At 42.8% G+C, this 22,689-nt stretch carries 18 protein-coding genes and 1 tRNA gene; 2 read left to right on the top strand and 17 right to left on the bottom strand.

All coding sequences use genetic code 11. The annotated features are described in order from the left end of the window. From ltrA to proS, 9 genes are all read right to left on the bottom strand, one after another. Window positions 1–1,034: group II intron reverse transcriptase/maturase (ltrA, locus tag BMW61_RS19480; protein WP_091825443.1), on the bottom strand; the 1,034-nt coding region annotated here is incomplete at its 3' end. 679 nt (window positions 1,035–1,713) lie between these two features. After that, complete coding sequence (ftsH, locus tag BMW61_RS19485) at window positions 1,714–3,588, bottom strand: ATP-dependent zinc metalloprotease FtsH (RefSeq protein WP_022761746.1); 1,875 nt, start codon at window positions 3,586–3,588, stop codon at window positions 1,714–1,716. Window positions 3,589–3,600: 12 nt separating this feature from the next. Beyond that, on the bottom strand, window positions 3,601–4,125 hold the full coding sequence (gene hpt, locus BMW61_RS19490) for a hypoxanthine phosphoribosyltransferase (RefSeq protein WP_022761747.1): 525 nt from the start codon (window positions 4,123–4,125) through the stop codon (window positions 3,601–3,603). 42 nt (window positions 4,126–4,167) lie between these two features. Beyond that, window positions 4,168–5,598: a tRNA lysidine(34) synthetase TilS gene (gene tilS, locus BMW61_RS19495; protein ID WP_091825446.1), complete on the bottom strand. Its 1,431-nt coding sequence runs from the start codon at window positions 5,596–5,598 to the stop codon at window positions 4,168–4,170. A gap of 56 nt (window positions 5,599–5,654) precedes the next feature. After that, window positions 5,655–5,972 (bottom strand): FtsB family cell division protein, encoded by a 318-nt coding sequence (locus BMW61_RS19500; RefSeq protein WP_022761749.1) that lies wholly within the window; start codon window positions 5,970–5,972, stop codon window positions 5,655–5,657. A gap of 104 nt (window positions 5,973–6,076) precedes the next feature. Then, window positions 6,077–6,316 carry an RNA-binding S4 domain-containing protein gene (locus BMW61_RS19505; protein ID WP_022761750.1) on the bottom strand — a complete coding sequence of 80 codons (240 nt, stop codon included), beginning with the start codon at window positions 6,314–6,316 and terminating at the stop codon, window positions 6,077–6,079. Further along, on the bottom strand, window positions 6,313–8,067 hold the full coding sequence (locus BMW61_RS19510; RefSeq protein WP_091825448.1) for a PEGA domain-containing protein: 1,755 nt from the start codon (window positions 8,065–8,067) through the stop codon (window positions 6,313–6,315). The genes BMW61_RS19505 and BMW61_RS19510 overlap by 4 nt, the downstream gene beginning before the upstream one ends. Before the next feature lie 47 nt (window positions 8,068–8,114). After that, on the bottom strand, window positions 8,115–9,461 hold the full coding sequence (locus tag BMW61_RS19515) for a CCA tRNA nucleotidyltransferase (protein ID WP_091825485.1): 1,347 nt from the start codon (window positions 9,459–9,461) through the stop codon (window positions 8,115–8,117). 65 nt (window positions 9,462–9,526) lie between these two features. Beyond that, the gene (gene proS / locus BMW61_RS19520; RefSeq protein WP_091825451.1) at window positions 9,527–10,963 is read right to left on the bottom strand and encodes a proline--tRNA ligase; all 1,437 of its coding nucleotides are present in this window, start codon (window positions 10,961–10,963) and stop codon (window positions 9,527–9,529) included. Between the two features lie 729 nt (window positions 10,964–11,692). On the opposite strand from proS, the gene BMW61_RS19525 reads away from it, so the two are divergent. Continuing rightward, a tRNA-Lys gene (locus BMW61_RS19525) sits at window positions 11,693–11,765 on the top strand. A gap of 155 nt (window positions 11,766–11,920) precedes the next feature. Here the strand turns inward: BMW61_RS19525 and BMW61_RS19530 are convergent. From BMW61_RS19530 to sufC, 7 genes are all read right to left on the bottom strand, one after another. Further along, entirely contained in the window at window positions 11,921–13,393 is a 1,473-nt protein-coding gene (locus BMW61_RS19530) for a hypothetical protein (protein WP_091825453.1), read from the bottom strand. Further along, the gene (locus tag BMW61_RS19535; protein WP_091825456.1) at window positions 13,393–14,832 is read right to left on the bottom strand and encodes an MBOAT family O-acyltransferase; all 1,440 of its coding nucleotides are present in this window, start codon (window positions 14,830–14,832) and stop codon (window positions 13,393–13,395) included. The genes BMW61_RS19530 and BMW61_RS19535 overlap by 1 nt, the downstream gene beginning before the upstream one ends. 138 nt (window positions 14,833–14,970) lie before the next feature. After that, the gene (gene sufU / locus BMW61_RS19540) at window positions 14,971–15,432 is read right to left on the bottom strand and encodes a Fe-S cluster assembly sulfur transfer protein SufU (protein WP_022761756.1); all 462 of its coding nucleotides are present in this window, start codon (window positions 15,430–15,432) and stop codon (window positions 14,971–14,973) included. Window positions 15,433–15,435: 3 nt separating this feature from the next. Further along, entirely contained in the window at window positions 15,436–16,656 is a 1,221-nt protein-coding gene (locus tag BMW61_RS19545; RefSeq protein ID WP_091825458.1) for an aminotransferase class V-fold PLP-dependent enzyme, read from the bottom strand. 10 nt (window positions 16,657–16,666) lie between these two features. Then, entirely contained in the window at window positions 16,667–17,830 is a 1,164-nt protein-coding gene (locus BMW61_RS19550; RefSeq protein ID WP_091825460.1) for a SufB/SufD family protein, read from the bottom strand. Window positions 17,831–17,834: 4 nt separating this feature from the next. Then, window positions 17,835–19,244: a Fe-S cluster assembly protein SufB gene (gene sufB / locus BMW61_RS19555; RefSeq protein WP_022761759.1), complete on the bottom strand. Its 1,410-nt coding sequence runs from the start codon at window positions 19,242–19,244 to the stop codon at window positions 17,835–17,837. Window positions 19,245–19,254: 10 nt separating this feature from the next. Continuing rightward, window positions 19,255–20,034 (bottom strand): Fe-S cluster assembly ATPase SufC, encoded by a 780-nt coding sequence (gene sufC, locus BMW61_RS19560; protein WP_022761760.1) that lies wholly within the window; start codon window positions 20,032–20,034, stop codon window positions 19,255–19,257. A gap of 254 nt (window positions 20,035–20,288) precedes the next feature. Between sufC and BMW61_RS19565 the strand changes: the two genes are divergently transcribed. Beyond that, on the top strand, window positions 20,289–21,281 hold the full coding sequence (locus BMW61_RS19565) for a putative manganese transporter (RefSeq protein ID WP_091825463.1): 993 nt from the start codon (window positions 20,289–20,291) through the stop codon (window positions 21,279–21,281). A 3-nt stretch (window positions 21,282–21,284) separates the two neighbouring features. Here BMW61_RS19565 and BMW61_RS19570 read toward each other — a convergent pair whose 3' ends face one another. Beyond that, the gene (locus tag BMW61_RS19570) at window positions 21,285–22,625 is read right to left on the bottom strand and encodes a sensor histidine kinase (RefSeq protein WP_091825466.1); all 1,341 of its coding nucleotides are present in this window, start codon (window positions 22,623–22,625) and stop codon (window positions 21,285–21,287) included. Between the last annotated feature and the right edge of the window lie 64 nt (window positions 22,626–22,689).

The following is a 22,689-nucleotide window of genomic DNA, read 5'->3' on the forward strand; positions in this document are numbered from 1 at the left end:
TCCATTTCCTTGCAAAGTGTTTTCATACTACCTATCTTGAAGTAGTTTATCCAACCTCTGATGAGCTGATTGAGCTTTTTCACCTTGTAATTGTTGCTAACGCCCCAACTACGGCTAGTGAGTTCTTTCATTCTCTTCTTAAACTTTGCTACTGATTTTGCATGCGGCTTTGCCTTAAACTGATGTGCCCTTGAATCAAGGTAGAATCCAAATCCAAGAAATTTAAGTCCTTGTGGTTTGTCCACTTTACTCTTGGTCATGTTGACCTTGAGACCAAGTTTCTCCTCAATGAATCGCGAGATATTTCTCATGACTCTATTAGCAGACATTTCACTTCCAACCATGATGATACAATCATCTGCGTATCTTACAAAGTTAAGCCCTCGCTTTTCCATCTCCTTATCAAGTTCATTCAACATGATATTCGCCAATAATGGCGAGAGATTTCCTCCTTGTGGTGTTCCCACAATGGAGTCCTCGTACTCATCATCAATCATGATTCCGCTGACTAGGTATTTTCTTACGATAGATATAACATCTCCATCTTTTATGGTTCTACCTATGATAGTCATAAGTTTGTCGTGATTAACTGTGTCAAAGAACTTTTCCAAGTCAATGTCTACAATCCAGTCATTACCATCATTCATCATATCGAGTGCTGTTAGGATTGCTTGCTGTGCACATCTATTAGGTCTGAATCCATAACTGTGGTCGTGGAATTGTTCCTCATAGATTGGTGTTAACACCTGTGCTATGGCTTGTTGTATGAATCTGTCTGTTACTGTTGGTACTCCTAGATTTCTGACACCACCATCAGGCTTTGGTATCTCCACTCTTCGAACTGGCTGAGGTTTATACTTTCTTGTTCTCAACTGTTCCTTGATGATTTCGCCGTTCTTTTCAAGATGTTCTTTGAGTTCTGTGTACTTCATTCCGTCCACTCCCTCTGCACCTTTGTTTCGTACGACTTGCAGATATGCACTATTGAGATTAGCACTAGATAGTATCTGCTCCATTAGACTACTTGTGTCCATGCGTTCTTTCCTTTCCGCCTCGCTTGATTTGACCACCCTTTTCCCGATTAATTACGGCAGATGTTGTCATTTCTGCAACACGTGACATACTCAAACTTATTGATTGTTCACCCCTTCGCTCCATCTCCATTACAGAGATTTCTTCACTACTATGGGCTCGGCTGACTTCTCACAGTTCGTTGTTACTAGGCTAATGGAACCTCTGTGAGACCTCCACGCTTAAGGTGCACGCTCTTTCTCTCCATATATCCGCCACATTTACTCTGCTACTACAAATGTGATAGTTATTAGACTTCGTTGCTTATAGCCAACTTATCTCTCGTAGCCTAGCCTTATATGTGATTTCTGTCCGTCGGACCAGAGATTTGCTTGCAGCTTCCTTCAGATTCCACCTCACGATGGACACCCTTGCTGTTCAGCTGTACACTTCCCACTATCTGGGCGTGTTCGGGACTTGCACCCGTTAGAGCGCGCCCATGGCGCGCAAACTATAAAAAAAGACAGCTTAGGGTTGCTGTCTTTTTTAGAGAAGGTATTTCTTTCTTATGGGTATAGCAAAAAACTTTAATGTATTGGGGGTTACAAGAGTATATTAGCACCACCTCGATAATGGGTAAATACTCACGTTTCACAAAATTACTAAAACCCCGTATGCATTTTTGTCTATTTTGCACAAGCGTCAAATTTTATCTGCCAGTGCAGCTATGTCTTCTCCCAGTGAAACAGCCTGATGGAGCGTGAAAAGAGCTTCAAACTCTGCACGTCCTATTTTTTCTTTTTGAATTAAAAGCTCAGCGCTGGAGTGAAGAATATCCTCATAGGATCTGAGAATCTCTTTTGCCTTCGCATAGCACAAATCGATGATATCCTTGACCTGCTTATCAATCTCGCCAGCCATAAGCTCAGAATTGCGCTTGTTGTGCTGGATATCATAACCGATAAACACATCTTCTTCCTGCTCGTTATAATTGATGATACCGATTCTCTTGGACATGCCATAAACGGTAACCATCTTTCTTGCTTCGCTGGTAGCTTTCTGAATATCGCTTGATGCTCCGGTTGTAATATCTCCAAAGATGATCTCTTCGGCAATTCTTCCGCCGAGGACAACCATTATCTCCTGAAGCATTTTGCCTTTTGTAAGGAACATCTCATCCTTTTCGGGAAGCGGCATCGTGTAGCCTGCTGCTCCCATACCTGTGGGAATAACAGATACCGTATATACAGGTCCTACATCGGGAAGAACATGGTAAAGTATCGCATGTCCGGCCTCATGATAAGCAGTTATCTTCTTTTCCTTATCGGAAATGATATGACTGTGTTTCTCTGTTCCTATCCCAACCTGTACAAAAGCTTTCTGGATGTCTGACTGCGTGATGAAGCCTCTGTCATCCATCGCAGCATTGATTGCAGATTCATTTAAAAGGTTCTCAAGATCCGCTCCGGTAAATCCTGCTGTAGTCTGTGCAATGCTCTGAAGATCAACGGTCTCTGCAAGAGGCTTATTTCTTGCATGAACCTTAAGTATCTCCTCACGTCCTCTGACATCCGGACGGGCAACCGTGATCTTTCTGTCAAAACGTCCGGGACGAAGTATCGCGGGATCAAGAATGTCTACACGGTTTGTGGCCGCCATGACAATTATTCCTTCGTTTACACCAAATCCGTCCATCTCAACAAGAAGCTGGTTCAGTGTCTGTTCACGCTCGTCATGTCCGCCGCCCATACCGGTTCCGCGGCGTCTTGCAACCGCATCAATCTCATCGATAAATATAATACAGGGTGAATTCTTCTTTGCATCTGCAAAAAGGTCTCTTACACGGGAAGCTCCGACACCTACGAACATCTCTACGAAATCGGATCCCGAAATGCTAAAGAACGGAACACCGGCTTCACCAGCGACAGCTCTTGCAAGCAGGGTTTTACCGGTTCCGGGAGCACCTTCCAAAAGTACACCCTTTGGTATTCTGGCTCCAACTCTTGTAAACTTTCCTGCATCCTTAAGGAATTCGATTATCTCGGCAAGCTGCTCTTTTTCCTCAACAAGTCCTGCAACGTCCGTGAGCTTTATCTTGTTATCATCGCCTGTGGACAGCCTTGCTCTGCTCTTGCCAAAGTTCATCATCCTGCTGTTGCCGGATGACTGTCCCTGCGCATTATTCATCATCACAAACAAAAAGGTGATGACGAACAATCCTACCAGAATCGGTATAATGCTGCTTATCAGAAGATTCTCACCGGGAACATCCCTTACTACAGGGTCTATTCCGTTCTCAACAAGAATTGCTTCGATCTCGGAAATATCCGTAGCATATAATACCTTTTCGTTTTTATTGGTAAGAACAATCTTTACAACTCCGGTCGGAGTCTCCTCATTCGGAACGATTTCCGCGGAATATATCTTGTTTTCCTGGAGATCCTTGACCAGCTGGCCTCTGGTGTAGGCTGTATCCGATGACTGAATTCTGCCCTTACCGTACTCAAGAAAAGCAAGAGCCAAAAGCAGAACTATAATCAGTCCAAAGTAAAAACTAAAGCCCCTATTTTTATTCACTGTTTATCCCCTTTAATCGAACTCTACAACCCCAATGTAAGGAAGGTTGCGATATCTCTGATCATAATCGAGACCATAACCCACAACAAACTCGTCCGGAATCTCAAAGCCTGTATAATCAACATTAACATCCATTACACGTCTCTCGGGCTTATCAAGAAGAGTGCAAAGCTTGATGCTTGAAGGACCTCTGTCAGCAAGCATCTTAAGAAGATAGCTGAGCGTTCTTCCGGAGTCCACAATATCCTCTACTACAAGAACATCTTTTCCTGCAATGGGCTCATCAAGATCCTTTACAATCTTAACAACGCCGCTGGATTTTGTAGAAGATCCATAGCTTGAAGCTGACATAAAGTCCATAGTTACGGGAACCGTGATTCTCTTTGCAAGCTCACACATAAAGAAAGTACCGCCCTTAAGTACGCAAATAAGATGTACTGTCTTACCGGCATAGTCTTTGCTTATCTGCTCACCGATCTCCTGAATTCTTTTGTCAACTTCCTCCTCAGACAGTAAAACTCTAACTGATTCTGCCATATTTACCTCTTTTCCGGGAGTGCTCCTGCGCTCCTTGTTCCTTTATCTTTTTGTTACTGCAACTTCCAAAACTCTGTTTGAATCATCACTCAGTCTGTAGGCATCTCCCATACGATGCTCGGGAACCCATAGAACATTGTCCCCCTCTGCAAGTATGTAAAGCGCATCTCTCTTATCAACCGGGATTTTTTCATCTATCATGAATTTCTTCAGTTTTTTATTTCCGTTACCTACCGAAATGGTATCACCCGTTTTTCTGGTGCGGAATTGCAGACTATTCTTTATTTTATCATAATTGAACCATTTCGTATATTCTCCCATAGGGATTTTAAGGTCACTTTTATAGGGAAAAATTCTTAAATTTACGACTCCGAGACGCGGAACTTCAAGTTCCACCTCACCGCCCTCTCTCAAAGCCTTCATATCAACGCTGATATCTTCATTTTCCATACCTTGGCTCTTGTCGAAACAGAGCTTTAGTTTGTCATAAGTCCTGATTGCTTGTATGCCATACGGAAGGCTTAGTTTTGCTGACCCATCGGTGCTTAAGGGAAGCCTTGTCAATTCTCTGATATGCACCGCCTGAATATCCTTCACGTGCGGATATAAAAGGTGAATACCGTTTGTGATCAGCCTTTCCCTTATTATCTCCGGCTGTGCTGCAAGGCTGCCACAGTCAAGTACCACCTCGTCCTTACTGCTCTCTACTAGCCATCCTTCAACCAGTCTCGCCTGCTCATCAATATAATCATCTATTCTTGAAAGGTAAGCTGCTGCTTCCGCGACGTGCCTGTCAGCTTTAGCATTTATCTGCTCCTTCGCCACCGGAATGACGTTGTGCCTGATGCGATTTCTGGTGTAATCATCAGTAAAGTTGCTGCTGTCATTACAGTATTTAAAACCTTTTTGTTTTAGATATTCCTCTATTTCGCTTCTCTCTGTTTCCAAAAGAGGCCTTATCAGTACGACGCCGTCGCGTTCTCCCTTTGCTCTTATTCCAGAAAGTCCTTTAATCCTGCTGCCTCTGAACAGATTATGAAGAACCGTCTCCGCCTGATCGCCCATATTGTGAGCGGTAGCTATTTTTACAGTCTTCCCGGTCTTTCTCGAAAGCTCACCTGCTATATCAAGAAAAGCTTTATATCTCTCATTTCGCCCGGCTTCTTCCTCAGACAAATCTGCCTTTTGGACTATACTCGGTATATTAATATCCCTTCTGTAAAAAGGTATCTCATATTCACTGCAAAGCTTCTCGACAAATAGCGCCTCCTCTTCGGCAGCCTCTCTGATCATATGATTGATATGAACCACCGCAAGATCAAAAGACTGTTCCTCCCGGAGCTGCCGCAAAATATGAAAAAGGCAGACAGAATCAGCCCCTCCGGATACACCGGCAAGAACAACTTCACCGTCTGCGATAAGCTTTTCTTCAACTATGTACTTTTTTATTCCTTCGCCTAATCTGTCTTCCATATATTTGATATCAGAAAAGCTCCGGAACTTCTCGCCTCCGGAGCCTTTGTTTTTATTTAGTTTCCTGAGCTCTCATCCTTGAAGATTATCTCTCCCGGATATACAAGGCCCAGCTTTTCCTTTGCAACCTTCTCAATATACTTTCTCGTTGTAGTATATGTCTCAAATTCTGCTATCTCTTCACTGCGTGCCTGCTCTGTCTCTATCTGCGTCTGAAGAGTCTCTATCTTGCTGCGGTACTGATCTCTCTTCTGCACCAGACTGAAACTCCTTACAAGAACCACAATAAGAAGCAGAGCCACTGCAACAGTAGCCATTATCATTCCATATGTATTTTGAACGTTGCCCCTTTTATATCTTGCCTTAGCTGCCATTATTACTCCCCATCCGAAAAACTTTATATCATTATCGTTATTTCGGAGATATAACCTCTCAAGTATATTTTAGTACTTGAAAAAAGCACTGTCAATGTGAGTGGTCAGATGTAACGATAAAGCGATGATACATCCTCTTTATGGATAGTCTCCTTGACATCCAGAACTTCAACTTTCACATCCTTATTACCGAAACTGATTGCAATAATATCTCCCGCCTTAACATCTGTGCTAGCCTTTGCAACCCTGTCATTTATCATAACTCTTCCTGCATCACAGGCTTCATTTGCAACAGTTCTTCTCTTTATAAGTCTTGTTACCTTCAGGTATTTATCTAATCTCACGGTTGTCCTCCACTTACCTCCTCGGGTTTGGCATCATCGCCTGTCCCCTCGGAGCCGCTGTCACTGTTTCCACTGTCTTCCTCACCGCTGTCGCCACTTCCTCCATTATCGGGCTCATCGGGTTTACTTACGGGAGTAAGCGCAGGGAATGTATAGGTTACATTAGTTTTTTCCTTATCTATCTGTATAGTATAACTCTTCGTCTCATATCCTTCCTTCTGAAGAGTTACCATGTGCTGGCCTGCAATTTTTGTAAAGCTGACCGGCATTATTCCCACATAGTTCCCATCAAGATACGCTTCAGCGCCTATAGGTGCATCGAAGGTCACTTTATAACCGCTGATGGTATTTTCATCTTCCTCATCTTCACCTGTATCGGAAGAGTCAGAGTTATCACCTGTTGATGAAGCATCCGAACTCTTTCCACCGGAGCTTCCTGATGAAGAGGATGAACTGGTATCCGCCTCCGGGGCCTTTGTTGCAGCTGCATCGGGATCAACACCTGCCGTCTTGCTGCTTGATGCGTCGGAAGATGCTTTGCTTTTCGAATTATTCTTAGTAGTCTTGGATGATGCTGTATTTGCCGCATTTCCACTACTTACGGTACTACTGCTGTTATCGCTGCTGTTATCGCTGCTGGTCCACATGCCGGTAGTATCTATTGTATTAGCCGCATCAGAAGCCTCTGCATCGCCGTCAGTTACCTCACCTTCCTCGGATGAATTCGTACCATCCTTGGGAGTAAGATCGATAAATAAAGTAGCATCCCTTTCAGCTACTTTCAGGATATGATCCTGAGGCTCATATCCTTCAGCCATTACATGCAGCTTATGCTTTCCATAGGTATAGCTGTGCGGAACCTCTTTAAGTACCTCTTGCCCATCTACAAATACTCTGGCATCGCTGGGTGTAACAATGAAGGTGACATTACCTTCCTTAATCTTCTCAACCTCTGCTACGCTTGTATCAATTACAGTCTCTTCATTGCGGTTTACAACAATTTCCGATGAAAACTTCGCTCCGTTACCGCTTATGCTGACATTATAATTTCCCTCAGGCGCACTTATAAGCATCCTTGGAGTAATCTTGCGAATTACCTCTTTATCAAGTTCAATCCATGCACCTACAAGGCTCCTGTCGTCCACAGTATCAGACGACAGACTAACATACCCGTGTCCCCTGGTCACCACAATACTGTAAATCTCTTTATCAAGCCCACTTACCCTGAGCGTATCCGTAGCAAGAATATCTTCGGCATTTACTGCCTGCCCGTCAGAAATGATAAGGGTTCTGGGTGTGATATGAAAAACAGTGCCGTTTATTTTGGCTGTCTCATCACCGCGAACCAGATCAAAATCATTTACATCATTTTCGACCCAGGCTTCGGTTGATACCACGAGAGAATTAAGGTGCTTTACACCTTTCAAAAAAGTAATATTCACAACCTGTCCAACCTCAAGCATTGATGCAGACATAGGCTTACCGTGGATATCATAGATCATAGAAGTATTATCATAGCTGAGGGTATAGTTTTTACCCACATCATGATTTCTGAACTGAATTGTATGGGATAAAGTGTTGATCTGCTTAACAGATGCGGTATCCGCAGAGTCATATTTCCCCAAAAGAGAGACTCTTACCTTGCCATCATCCATCACATCCGTCTCTTCCGCATATGCGTACATCGGCTGCATGGATGCGAAGGCAAGTGCAAACAGCAATATGAAAAAATTTCTCATTTTCTTTTTCATAAGCTTCCCCCTTTTCCAAATCTCCCTTTGGAAATCACCCCGTGTTTTTAGTCCTTCCCTTTCCTAAATCCGGCTAAATTAGTTTCATCAAGCAGGTATTCCCTGCTGTTATGCGAAGGCTCCTCCAGAACATCCGCAAGCATGTTTGCAAGAATATCCCCCAGCTCCCTGCCGGGCTTTATTCCCAGTGCTATCAAATCCCTGCCGTTAACGGAAAGATCCTTAAGCGACAGACATTCTCCGTCATTTCTTATTTCGTCGTAAAGATCTGAGATCTTTTGAATCCAATCAAACTTTTCATCCTGTCTGTAGCTGCTCTGAGCTATTGTGTCCGCTCTCTTGATCTTCAAAAACATCGGAAACAGCTCTGTTCCGATTTTATTTGCAACTCTTCTGACATTTTTCTTTTCCGCAGGAAAACGCCAGTCATGGACAAGTATCAGTTTTTTTACATCATCCATTGTATCCCGGTCGAATTTCAGACGGCGAAGAACCGCATAGGCAGTTTCCGCACTTTTCTCCGCATGACCGATGAAATGATCAACACCTTCATCGTCTGTAGTGCGGCATGACGGTTTCTCAATATCATGAAAAAGCATTGTGAGTCTGAGAACCTTATTTGCTTCAATCGCTTCAACAGTTTTAATAATATGCTCTCCGACATTGTAGGCGTGATGCGGGTTATTCTGAGGTGTCTCAAAACACTTATCAAACTCCGGCATAAACACCCCTGTAAGACCGGTCTCGTAAAGCTCTCTGATTTTACCCGGATTATCCGAAGTAAGAAGCTTAACAAGCTCCACCTGCACTCTCTCAGCACTTATTCTTGATAACGTTGGCGCAAGCTCTGTTATGGCCGCTCTTGTTTTCTCTTCTATATCGTAGTCAAGCTGCGCTGCAAACCTGACCGCTCTCATCATACGAAGAGCATCCTCTGTAAAACGCTCCTTCGGATCTCCGACGCATCTGATTGTCTTTTTTTCAATATCCAGAAGACCGTCAAATTCATCAATCAGACCATCCTCATAGCTGTAGGCCATGGCATTGATTGTAAAATCTCTGCGCTTTAAATCTTCGATAAGGCTTGCCGTAAATGTTACATCCTTGGGATGACGTCCGTCCTCGTATTCGCCGTCTATCCTGTAGGTTGTAACCTCAAAGCCCTCTTTGTTTATCATGACCGTAACTGTGCCATGCTGAATTCCCGTATCTATCGTTCTTCCGAATATGCTCTTAACCTGCTCCGGTCTGGCACTGGTAGTAATATCCCAGTCTCCCGGCTGCCTGCCCAGTATACTGTCGCGCACGCATCCGCCAACCACATAAGCTTCAAAGCCTTTTTCATGAAGCTTATCCAGAATCTCTGCCGCCGGCACAGGTATATTAATTTTTATATCTTCTCTTTCCAATCTCTTTTTATTGTAATCTTTCTTTGTTAAAAAAATTTGTTCAAAATATATTAATATGCTCTGCCCCAGTAAACCATCTTGGTTGCGGGTTTACCACAGCATACACAGGTTCCTGCAAGATTCTCCTGCTCAAAAGGAATACATCTGCTGGTTACGGAATAGTCTTCCTTAATCTTATCCTCGCACGCTCTGTCGCCGCACCACATAGCCTTTACAAAGCCCTTGGTATCCTTGAAGGCTTCCTCAAACTCTTCCTTAGTAGTAGCAGCAAAGGTATGAGTATCAAGGTGGTTCTTAGCTCTATCGTACATATCCTGCTGAATCTTGGGAAGGAGCTCAGCAACCTTAGCTGCAACCTCATCAATAGGACATTCAATCTTTTCTCTTGTATCTCTTCTTACAAGTACGCACTTGCCAGCCTCAATATCCTTGGGACCAACCTCGATGCGAAGCGGAATACCACGCATCTCCTGATCGGAGAATTTATATCCGGGACTTCTGTCTGAGTCATCAAGCTTAGCTCTGAAATCCTTAAGAGCCTCAAGCATCTTTCCTGCTGTCTCAAGTACGCCTTCCTTCTTCTGCTGGATAGGAATGATCATTACCTGAACAGGTGCAATTCTCGGAGGAAGTACAAGTCCTGAGTTATCTCCGTGAACCATGATCATCGCACCGATAAGTCTTGTGGTTGCACCCCAGGAAGTCTGGAATACATGGTGAAGATTATTATCTTTTCCTGCATATTGTATCTCGAAAGCCTTGGCAAAGCCGTCACCGAAGTTATGGCTTGTCGCAGACTGAAGCGCTCTTCCGTCATGCATAAGAGCCTCTACAGTATAAGTAGCTTCAGCACCAGCAAACTTCTCCTTCTCAGTCTTCTGACCTTTGATAACCGGAATAGCCATATCCTCTGCAAGGAAATCAGCATATACATTCAGCATCTGCTGTGTGCGCTCCTCAGCCTCCTCAAAGGTAGCGTGTGCAGTATGGCCCTCCTGCCAGAGGAACTCTCTTGATCTGAGGAAAGGACGTGTCTCCTTTTCCCAGCGGACAACGCTGCACCACTGATTAAGTACCTGCGGAAGATCCTTATATGAATGAATCTCCCCTTTATAATAATCGCAGAAAAGAGTCTCTGAAGTGGGACGAACACAATATCTCTCTGTAAGGGGCTCGATTCCACCATGTGTCACCCATGCAACTTCCGGCGCAAAGCCCTCTACATGATCCTTCTCCTTCTGAAGAAGAGACTCGGGGATCAGCATAGGAAGATAAGCATTGGTTACGCCTGTCTTCTTAAATCTCTCATCCAAATGCTTCTGAATAAGCTCCCATATAGCATAGCCTGCAGGCTTGATAACCATAAATCCCTTTATATTTGAATAGCTGATTAGTCCAGCCTTGGTAACAACGTCGGTATACCACTGAGTAAAGTCCTCATCCATAGAGGTAATTTCTGAAACCAGCTTCTTTTGATCCTGTGCCATTTTCTCACTTCTCCTCATTTAATTTTATTATATCTCTTCGCTTCCCGAACGTATTCTCTTTGCCGCGTTCATGAAGTCATAGTTTGTTTCATGATAATGCGTAAGCTGGCTGTTTGTCAACGCTGGCACCTTTGTTGCGCTCGCTTTTCGTAGTGTTTGTATGTGTTAGTATGAGGGATAATATTCTTATAGGAGAACCATTATTCGGAACTCTTTTGTTTGGGGCATCCTTGTTCGGAACTCATTTGTTCGGAGCCAGAACAACAAAGTGCTGCTTATGATGGGATTTTGTTGCATAAATAGCTCTTATTCACATCCGACACAACAATATGATGCTAATGAAAAGATTTTGTTGTATATATGGTTCTGTTTGTGCAATAAAACTGTTGAAAATAATTTGATTTGTTGTTCGCAGCAAGAGAGCGTACAATAATTTTTAAAGTAATGAGTAGTTTTGTTGCAACTTAGAGCCTGTCCGTACAACAACTATATTGAAATACCGCGCATTTGTTGTTTCCTGCTATAAATGGTTATCAAAACCAGATTCACACAATGGAAACTTTTAAATTTTCTTATCCGATTAAGTTGGTATTTTAAGCCATTTCTGGGTACTTTTTGTAAAAATTGTTTAAAATTTGAAAATTTTTTAAAAAAATGCTTGCATTATAAAAAAAACCGTAGTAATATATCACTTGTCGCTAAGACAGCGACGCAAACACCAATAAATAAGCGCTTCTAGCTCAGTTGGTAGAGCACCTGACTCTTAATCAGGGTGTCCAGGGTTCGAGCCCCTGGAGGCGCACGCCGAGTACTGTTTTGTGGGTATATCCCATGGGGCGGTACTTTTTTTGTGCGAAGCAATAAACCATGCAAAAATGGAGATATTAGAGTTCGCGGGAACTTGCTCACTAAGAACTCTTTATATCTCCATTATTATACGGCGCATGCCGCGTAATCTTACCTATTCATCCCCCCGTCATACACAACGGAGTCGATAACCTTCCTGGTATCATTACAATAAACCACAATATTGATTCCATCCCACTTCTTGGCATATTCGACGTCATCAATCTTGATTGAGCAATCGCTTCCTGCATAATAACCCTTAGAAGTAACTGAATAATCAACCATTTTATCTCTCACACTACCGACAAAATGAAGCGGTTCCATTCCGGCATCCTCATTGACATCCTCTTCATTCTTAACGGCGCAGTAACCGTCATATTCCTTTGAAGGGAGCATAAATCCCATCTTGGAAAAGGCCTTCTTTACCGCATCTGTCACACAGAAGGACATGTCATTCTTCGCAGCCACAAGCACTGTGTAGCGCGGCTTATCTATCTTTTCTAGATACTCATCAATATCCTTTATATTAGCGATCTTACAGTCCTCAACGACCTGTTCGTAGTATTCCCGTGTATCAGCCCACTGATGGTCGTATACCTCGCCTTCTACGCCATAATCCTCCTGCAATAGCTTAGCGATATACTTGGATACTCTCTTGGCTCCCCAGATATTGGTATGCCAGTCATCATTCATATCCTTGGCCCAGTTAAAATCGGAATCTGTGTACGCGATATATTCATTAAAATCGCAGAACTCCACACCATTCTCACTAGCATACTCCTGAACAGCATTATGCCTGTTCTCATCCCATCCGGTAGACGGAGTTTTTGTAAGAACAAGATTAATCTCATTATCCTTACACAGTTCCACAATCTTATCCAGGTAATTCACCATCACCGACTCAGGCTCTGCGTAAGCCTCATAATTGCTGATAAGAATCGGCTCATAATCCGGGGTGGAATCCCCCCTCTTACTCAAGGCTGAAAATCCCTTAAGTTCATAATGATTTTCAAGACTTAAAAATTCAAAATCATTTTCCGAAAGCTCCATCCAGCGATTGTGGAATCTCACATTTCTGAAAATGTAGCTGTTAACAGTCTGTTTGGGATCAAGCCTGCAGATATCATGTATAGCTTCCCACTTAACATCCGACCACTTCATTGCATCCATAGCCATTCTGGTGAAAGACTCCGAGGTATTAAGCGGCTCCGTCGGATCAAAGGTATAAAGCATATTTGTTTCGACCACAACCGCACTCGGTTTTTGATATCTAAGTGTTTCCTTAAGCCAATAATAGGAAACCACGAGATTTTGCTGCTCACAGGCAAGGTTATAGCTTGTGATTCCGTATTTATCATATATGACCTGCGGATTAAAAGCGGCTGCCGCATGGCTGCTTCCAAGGAAAATAACATCCACAGTGTCCTTATCCATCTTATAAAAACCCTTGTATGTCGAAGTTGTCGGCCACAGGTCCTCAAAATACTTTTTAGGGGTTATAACATAATTAACAATAGTAATGACAAAGCAAGCTATTAATGAAAAAAGTACTACCCTAATAGCGAATGAAACACGCTTTCTCATCAAAAACCTCCGTAAATAAAATCCTGCGCATCAAAGCCAAAGCCATAAGTGCCAAACAGAATAATACCAACAATTGCCGCAAGATAGACTCCCCATCTGATAAGAAGTGGCTGAGTAAAAATCCTCTCTCCCACGGACTTTCCTTCCTCCTGGTACTTGGATACCTTATGCAGGATAAAAATTCCGATTCCCAAGATAACCATCTCTCTCCACTCTAGTCCGAGCGTGAAAAGTCTGTCATTCATAAGAACCCAGGGATTAAATTCCGTAATCATATTTGTAATCAGTTCCAGACCCTTCCTCAGAGTATCGGCTCTGAAAATGATCCAGGCAAAATTCACAAGAAGGAAGGTTCCTCCCTGTTTAATCCATTTTTTCTTCATGGAATCCGGTTTTATGCCGCATACGGAATATATCTTCTCTCTAAGTTCAAAGGTGAGCTCTCCCACTACCTGATAGAAGGCATGAAGAAGCCCCCACACCAGGAACTTAAAGCCTGCACCGTGCCACAATCCGCTTATGAAGAAAGTAATGAAAAGATTGATATTTTTTCTTGTTTTACCCTTTCTATTGCCGCCAAGCGGAATATAGATATAGTCCCGAAGCCATGTACTAAGAGAAATGTGCCATCTTCTCCAGAAATCCTTTATCGACGTCGCAAAGTAAGGACGTTCAAAGTTATTTTCAAGCCTTATTCCAAAGAGTCCGCTGACACCCCTTGCAAGAGTTGTGCACGCCAAAAAGTCAGTATATAACTGAACACTGTACAGGAATGACGCAATCCATATATACGCCCCGGAATATGCCGGATAGTTATCAAATACCGTATTTACTATTATTGCAGCCTTATCAGCAATTACAAGCTTAAGGAAAAAGCCCCAAATGATAAGCTGAAAGCCTTTTACAACCTTCTCTTCATCAAATCTATTGCCCTCGGTAAGCTGGTGCGAGAGATTTTCATATCTTGGAATAGGTCCCTGGATTATCTGAGGAAAAAAGCTTGCAAACAAAGCAAACTTCGCAATATTCTTTTCCGGGCCTGTTTTTCCCATATATACATCTGCCATATAGCCTATGAGCTGCAACGTATAAAAAGAAATTCCCATAGGAACAAGCCAGTTTATCGGCTCTCTTCCAAGTATCTCATTAATTACAAAGTTGGAATTCTTGATCAAAAACCATGGTGTGACGACTCCCAGAATCCCCAGAATAAATACCGCCTTTTTCCCGGCACCTGAAAGTTTATCAGTAAGAAGTGCCACCAAATAACTTATGAGAATCGTCCCAAGGAAAATCCACCAGCCGGTCTTATAAAATAGGGCATAAAAAGCTATATTCGCAGCTAAAAGAATAAGCCATCTGAATCTGATGGGAAAGATATAATAAAGAAAGAGTGCAGCAAGCACCAAAACAAAATATTTTAACGAGATGTAAATCATTAAGTTCCCTGACCCCAAAAATAAAACACAAAAAACCAACGGTAGAATGATACCAAAGTCTCTCTCTTAAAGCCATATTAAATTAATACAAAAAAGAGTCCTAAATATTAGAACTCTTTTCCCATTCTCATAAATAATTTACTGATCCTCAGTAGATACATTTGCTGCTTCGTCCGGATTCTCAAGCATTTTCTGCATTGTCTTCCAGCCAAGCACCGCACATTTAACTCTTGCGGGCATATGTGCTATATCCTGAAGAGCTGCTGCCTCATCGAGCTCTTCAATCTGCTCCTCATCCTTGATCTCACCCTTGATCATTCCCATAAAGGTTCCAGCAAGCTTAATAGCATCTTCCTTAGATCTCCCTATAACCTGATCTGCCATCATATCTACAGAAGCCTGTGAAATAGCGCATCCCGATCCCGAGAACATCGCATCCTCTATAACACCATCGACTATCTTAAGCTGAAGAGTGATGTCATCTCCGCAGCTGGGATTTACTCCCCTAAGCACAAGATCAGGATTCTCCATCTCACCCTTATGGGAGGGACGAAGGTTGTGCTCATTAACTATTTCTCTGTAAAGTCCTTTTAAATCCATTTTTTAATCCTCATAACCCATTACTGAACGCACCTTCGCAAGGTGGTCAAGGAATCTGTCCACTTCCTCTTCAGTATTATAGAAGTAAACACTTGCTCTTGCGGTTGAGCCTGCTCCGATAAACTGCATAAGTGGCTGTGCACAGTGATGTCCAGCCCTTACACAAACGTGGTCATCATTTAATACCGAAGAAATATCATGCGGATGAACACCCTCCATAGTGAAGGTAACGATTCCGCTATGCTTAGCGGGATCTGATGATCCGTAAATTTTTATATATGGAAGCTTTTTCATTCCCTCCATCATACGAACTGTAAGCTTATGCTCCTGCTCGGCTATAAAGTCAAAACCGACCTTCTGAAGATATCTGATTGCAGCCTCAAGTCCTACGGCACCTGCCGCATTGACAGTTCCTGCCTCAAACTTGTGCGGAAGCTCAGCGTAAGTCGCATCCTCTCTGGTAACATATTCTATCATCTCACCGCCTGTAAGGAAGGGTCTCATTTTTTCCAGAAGTTCTTTTCTTCCGTATAATGCACCTATTCCCATGGGACCCATGAGCTTATGTCCGGAGAAGGCATAAAAATCAGCCCCAATTTCCTTAACATCGACCGGAATATGCGGCGCAGCCTGAGCTCCGTCTACAACCACGGTTGCTCCCTTCTCATGAGCGTAAGCCGCTATTTCCTTCACAGGATTGGTTATTCCGAATACATTCGATACATGTCCGATGGAAACAATCTTTGCCTTATCGGTAATCTTGCTCTTATACTCAGCTTCTGTTATAACACCCTCTTCATCGGGTTCCAGGAAAACAAGCTTTGCTTTCTTCTGCTTAGTCACCATCTGCCAGGGAAGGATGTTGCTGTGATGCTCCATCACGCTTATAACAACCTCATCACCCTCACCTACATTATCAAGTCCATAGCTGTATGCCACAAGATTAAGAGACTCTGTGGTATTTCTTGTGAAAATTATCTCCTCAGTAGAAGCTGCTCCGATAAAATCTGCCACGGTTTTTCTGGCATTTTCGTATCTCTCTGTCGCATCAACACTCCAGTCATACAAACCTCGAAGAGGATTTGCATTGGAGTTTTCATAAAAATCCTTTATGACATCAACAACCTCATTTGGTCTCTGAGAGGTGGCTGCATTGTCAAAATATATGTAATCCCCTTTGCTTAAAATGGGGAAATCTTTTCTGAAATCTTCGGGTCTGGACATTGTATGCTCCTTAAAGAATAGTTCTGATATATTGCTGAATCCTGATGATAATAGCTTCGTCAGGAATCATTCTTGCTATGCTCTCCATGCGGGCACGAATCATAAGCTTCTTCGCACTCTCCTCATCGATTCCGCGGCTCTCCATATAGAAAACGGTGTCATCGCCGAGCTGTCCGATGGATGCTCCGTGGCGTCCATCCACATCCTCTTCTCCGCAGAGGATAACAGGCATGGTTCTGTTTATTACATCGGGGCTAAGAAGGAGTGTGTCCTCCTGCTCGTCTCCGACAGAACCCGCACTTCCTGCCTTGAAATCCAGCGTTCCTCTGAAAGTCTTAACAGCTTCATCAAGAAGAACACCTCTGAAGACCATGTTGGAATTAGTCTTTTTGCCCATCTGATCAGCCACATAGTTCATATCGTAGCCCTGCTTATGACGGCAGAGGTATCCGGTGTGATTATTGAATACACTGTTGTCTCCAAGAAGTGTAACTCTGCAGCCTCCCCAGGTGTGTCCTGCTCCGAGCTGCATATTTATTGCTTCAATATCAGCCTTGTCGTCGCATACACCGCCGATATCGTCAAAGTGAGCCATTTTCTCACTTATGGTCTGTACTTTAACAAGATTGATCTTTGCACCTTCCTCAGCAAGAAGTCTTGTCTGTATTCCTAAAAATCCGCCGTTATCAGGTTCTGAAACATATTCCATGATTACTGTTATCTCAGAACCCTTCTTCGCATGGATAACCTGGCTTCCGAGTACGCAGTCCCCGTCACTAAGCTCATATCTGATCATCACGGGCTGCGATACCTTCTGTCCCTCCTCGGCACTGATGACTGTCACTGGAACATTCATTTCCTGCATGAATGAATCAATCTCCACTCCCATTCCGGTGCGGACTGTCTGTGCATCGTTAAGTGGCATGGTGTCTCCGTTAGGTCCGGGTATATCCAGCTTTTTTGCGGCTATCTTTTCATTTACTGATTTGAAAATCTTTCGGATATCTTCCTCTGTTGCATCATCTTTGACAGAAATCCCACCGGGAAGTTCTCCTGTAACAGGCGTTTTTTCAGCCTTTATCTCAATATCTTTTATCTCTATCTCACTGTCGTTTGACTTTAAAAAGCGATAAGTCAGCGCAGGAAGATGATTAACTTTTAATACCTTACTCACTTTCTCAGCCTCCTGACATCTCGAGTTTGATGAGGTTGTTCATCTCAACCGCATATTCCAAAGGGAGCTCCTTAGAAACCGGGTTAGCAAAACCGCTGACAATAAGCGCTCTTGCATCCTCTTCTGATAATCCTCTGGACATAAGATAGAATACAGCTTCGTCACTGATTCTTCCTATCTTTGCTTCATGTCCTACATCCGCGTCATTGGTTCTTATATCCATTCCCGGAATAGTATCCGCGCGGGAGATGGAATCAAGCATAAGAGAATCACAGGAAACAGAAGTCTTTGCATGCTTTGCTTCCTTATTTATGGTAACGGAACTTCTGTAGGTTCCGATTCCGCCTGACTTGGATATAGACTTGGTCGATATCATGGAAGACGTGTATTTTCCCTGATGAATAACCTTGGCTCCGGTATCGAGGTTCTGTCCCTTTCCGGCAAAAGTGATTCCGGTATACTCCATATTGGAGTGATCACCCTTAAGAATTGTCATAGGATACAGGTATGAGGTGTGTGATCCAAAAGAACCCGAAACCCATTCCATGCGAGCACCTTCCTCAACCAGAGCTCTCTTGGTGTTGAGGTTATACATATTCTTTGACCAGTTCTCTATTGTAGAATAACGAAGTCTCGCATTCTTTTTAACATACAGTTCAACGCAACCTGCATGCAGGTTGGCAACGTTATATTTAGGTGCCGAACAACCTTCTATGAAATGAAGGTCTGCGCCTTCATCTACTATAATTAATGTATGCTCAAACTGTCCGGCACCTGCCGCATTAAGTCTGAAATATGACTGAAGCGGAATCTCAACCTTTACTCCCTTGGGAACATATACAAAGGATCCGCCTGACCATACAGCTCCGTGAAGAGCAGCATATTTGTGATCTGTGGGAGGTACCAATTTCATGAAATACTCATGAACCATCTCGGAATACTCTCCTGTAAGAGCACTCTCCATATCTGTGTAAACAACGCCCTGTGCTGCTACTTCATCCTTAACGTTATGATAAACAAGCTCTGAATCGTACTGAGCACCTACACCTGCAAGTGATTCACGCTCAGCTTCCGGGATACCGAGTCTCTCAAAGGTATTCTTGATATCCTCAGGAACGTCCTCCCACTTACCCTTCATGTCAGACTTTGATCTTACATAGGAAGAGATGAGATTCATATCAAGGTCATCAGTATCCGGACCCCAATCGGGCATCTCCAGCTTATTGTAAATTTCAAGAGATTTTAAGCGAAACTCTCTCATCCACTCCGGATCGTGCTTTTCCTCGGAAATCTTCCTAACAATATCCTCGGTAAAGCCATCCTCCATGCGGTAGAAGTCCTGCTCGTTCTCCACATCCTTTATGTCATAAACACTGCGGTCAATATCAACAACCGCTTTATTATTTTCGCTCATCTGCTATTCCTTATTTCAGCGGGCTACAGCCATCGCATCCTTCACATCTTACGTATTTTTCGAAACCGTGCTCATTGATCTCCTCAACAAGGCTTCCATCACCTGTTGTAACAATATGTCCCTTAACAAGAACATGAGTATAGTCAACATGAAGTGACTCAAGAATCTTGGTGCTGTGTGTGATGATTAAAAGAGCACCATCCTTCTTTTTCTGGTACTCCTGAATACCCTTGGAAACAGTTCTTACGGCATCAACGTCAAGACCGGAATCAGTCTCATCAAGGATGGCAAGCTTAGGGTTGAGCATGAGCATCTGCAGGATCTCTGCCTTCTTCTTCTCACCGCCTGAAAAGCCTACGTTCAGATCACGGTCTGCATACTCACCATCCATAGTAAGAAGATCCATAGCTTCACCGAGCTGCTTTTTATATTGAAGAAGCTTTACCGGTTTGCCCGTCTGCTCATGAAGAGCATTTCTCACAAAACTTCCGAGTGAAATACCGGGAACCTCAAGAGGATTCTGGAAAGACAGGAACATTCCTGCCTTTGCTCTCTTATCAGCAGACTCATTTGTAAGATCCTGTCCGTCAAACAGAATCTGTCCCTTGGTCACATTGTAGTGGGGATTACCCATAAGTGTGTATCCCAGAGTTGATTTTCCGGCACCGTTAGGTCCCATGAGAACATGGGTCTCGCCTGCCTTGATTTCTAAGTTTATATTGTGCAGAATCGGCAGATCCTCGACTGATGCTGAGAGATCTCTGACCTGCAGTAATGACTGTTCTGACATTCTATTACTCCTTTATATCCAATAAGCCATGCTTTATTTGCACATAATCCGAATTATTATAGCATATATTAATGAAAATATGGAACTTATAGTTTATGATATTTTATAGCATCTATTTACCTATCAAGTTACTAGGTATTATATTAGCAAATCTGTAATTTGGCAACATATTAAATTTATGAAATTTGCAAAACGCAGGATATTAATGATTAAATAGAATTCATAAGCATTGATTTTTCTTTTGGAGATTATATATGAATTTCTGGATTCCGATTTTAGAAGATACCATAGAAGACGGGCTTAAGATTCTGCCCTTTTTATTCATCACCTATTTAATAATGGAATACTTAGAGCACAGAACCGGTGACAAGACAGAAGAGATGGTTCAAAAAGCAGGTAAATTCGGTCCTCTCTTCGGAGGCGTGTTCGGTGCATTTCCCCAGTGTGGTTTTTCCGCAGCGGCATCAAACCTATATGCCGGAAGAGTTATTACTATAGGAACGCTTATTGCTATTTATCTTTCCACGTCCGATGAGATGGTTCCGCTTTTTATTTCCGCACAGGTTCCCATATCCAAAATGATAATTATTATCGCTATGAAAGCTGCTTTCGGTGTATTCTACGGTTTTCTGATTGACCTTATTGTCAGACGCTATCGCAGATGGAAGAAAAAATCCGAGATTGAAAAAATGAAGATCGATGAGCTTTGTAAAAGAGAGCACTGTCACTGCGAGGAGGAAACTCCTAAGATTTCGGCTCACAGAAGTCAGAAAGAGAGTAAAGAAACCATTACCAAGGCATCAGTCGCCAAAGAGATGCAAGCTTCTCACGACCATTCGCATGAAGGACACGGGAACATTCTTCGCTCCGCCTTTATTCACACAATTCATATTTTTATTTATATTCTGATATTTACACTGATATTAAATGCCCTTATAGAACTCGTTGGTGAGGATACGTTGGCAGGTATACTTTCCGGGAACGCCGTGCTTAGTCATGGTCTTGCCGGTATTGTCGGCCTAATACCCAACTGTGCCGCATCCATTGTTATAACCGAGCTCTATCTGAGTGGAATCATAACCTTTGGTGCTATGATGTCCGGTCTTCTCGTAGGCGCCGGCGTAGGTCTTCTTATTCTTTACAGAGTAAATGAAGGCACCGCTAAGAACTTACAAATTACTATCATTCTGTATCTTATCGGCACCTTCACAGGTTTCATTCTTGATTTAATTGGAATTGTAGTATAGCCCTCAGCTTTTTTTCATTATCGGAATAGTAATCATGAATTTCATGATGTTTTCTCCCACGGCCTTAGCTTCTATAGTACCGCCGTGTGAGTTCACTATGGCCTTTGCAACCGAAAGACCGATTCCGTAGCCCCCGGTTTTACGACTTCTGGAGTTTTCTTCCCTGTAAAAACGGTCAAACAGTCTGTCCAGTTTACCCTTAGGTATATTTTCGCAGCTGTTTGATATCTCCAATATAGCATTCCTTGAACTTTCGTCTCCACTTAGAAAAACACTCACTTCTCCTTCATCAGGAGTATATTTCATGGCATTATCTAGCAAAATCGTACATAACTGCTGAATGGAATTTCTGTCTCCGTTTATATGTATATTCTCAGCAATTTCTCTTGTATACTTAACCTTTTTAAAATCTGCAACCGCAATAAAAAATGTCGCACTTTCCTCAAGAACAGCGCTCATATTTAATTCGGAAAAGACGGCATCAATATTCTCTTCCTCCATCCTGGAAAGAGTAAGCAGATTTTTCACAAGACCGTCCATGCGCTTTATCTGGTTCTTTGTGCTCTTGGTCCACTCACTCTCACCCGCTTCAAGCTCTATTACATCCATGTTTGCAGATATCACTGCAAGAGGAGTTTTAAGCTCATGTCCTGCATCGGTAATAAATCTTTTCTGCTTTTCCAGTGATTCCACAACAGGCGCAACCGCCTTTCCTGAAAGCAGGAATACAAGAACAAACATCGCTATAAGTGCTACCAGACCTATCAAAAGTGTCATAAAAAGCAGCTTATTGGCATTATAGAAGCCTGCACTGCAGTCCATGAATATCATGAGATAGGATCCGTCATTATTTTGATGAACAAGATATCTGTACTGTCCTCCGATATAGCCTCGTCCAAAGCTCTTTGTCTGAAACAGTTTATTTGCATATTCTTGCGCTTCTTCTTCGGAAACAGCAGCTATATGCGACGTATCCGTCTCTTGCGTTGTTCCCATCTTATTGAGCTTTACCCAGAAGTATCTTGACTGAAACGGAATCTCAAGAGATCTGTTGTATGCCATCCTGTCTCCAAAGAAAGGTGCAGGTCCCATCGTATTTACATCATCACTTTTAGAAGCAAAATTCTGATCATCCTGATTATTTATACCCGGCGGTAACGGAAATAATTCTTTCATATCGGGAAAGTTTCCATCGTTCTCTGAAAGGATATCAAGTGTTTCATCCGCACTTGTTTGAACCTGGGTGAAATTAACTATGTTTATAACGCCTATTATCCCTATCAATATAACCAAAAGAGAAATCATCGCCGTCAGGACGAATTTGCGCCTTAGTTTTTTTACCATTGTGTTTTATACCCCTCATATAGTCATCGGTTCCGAAAATACAATTGCTTTTTTAACTGTACTC

The sequence above is a fragment of the Butyrivibrio sp. ob235 genome, assembly GCF_900109475.1.
In the GTDB taxonomy this organism is placed as follows: Bacteria; Bacillota; Clostridia; order Lachnospirales; family Lachnospiraceae; genus Butyrivibrio.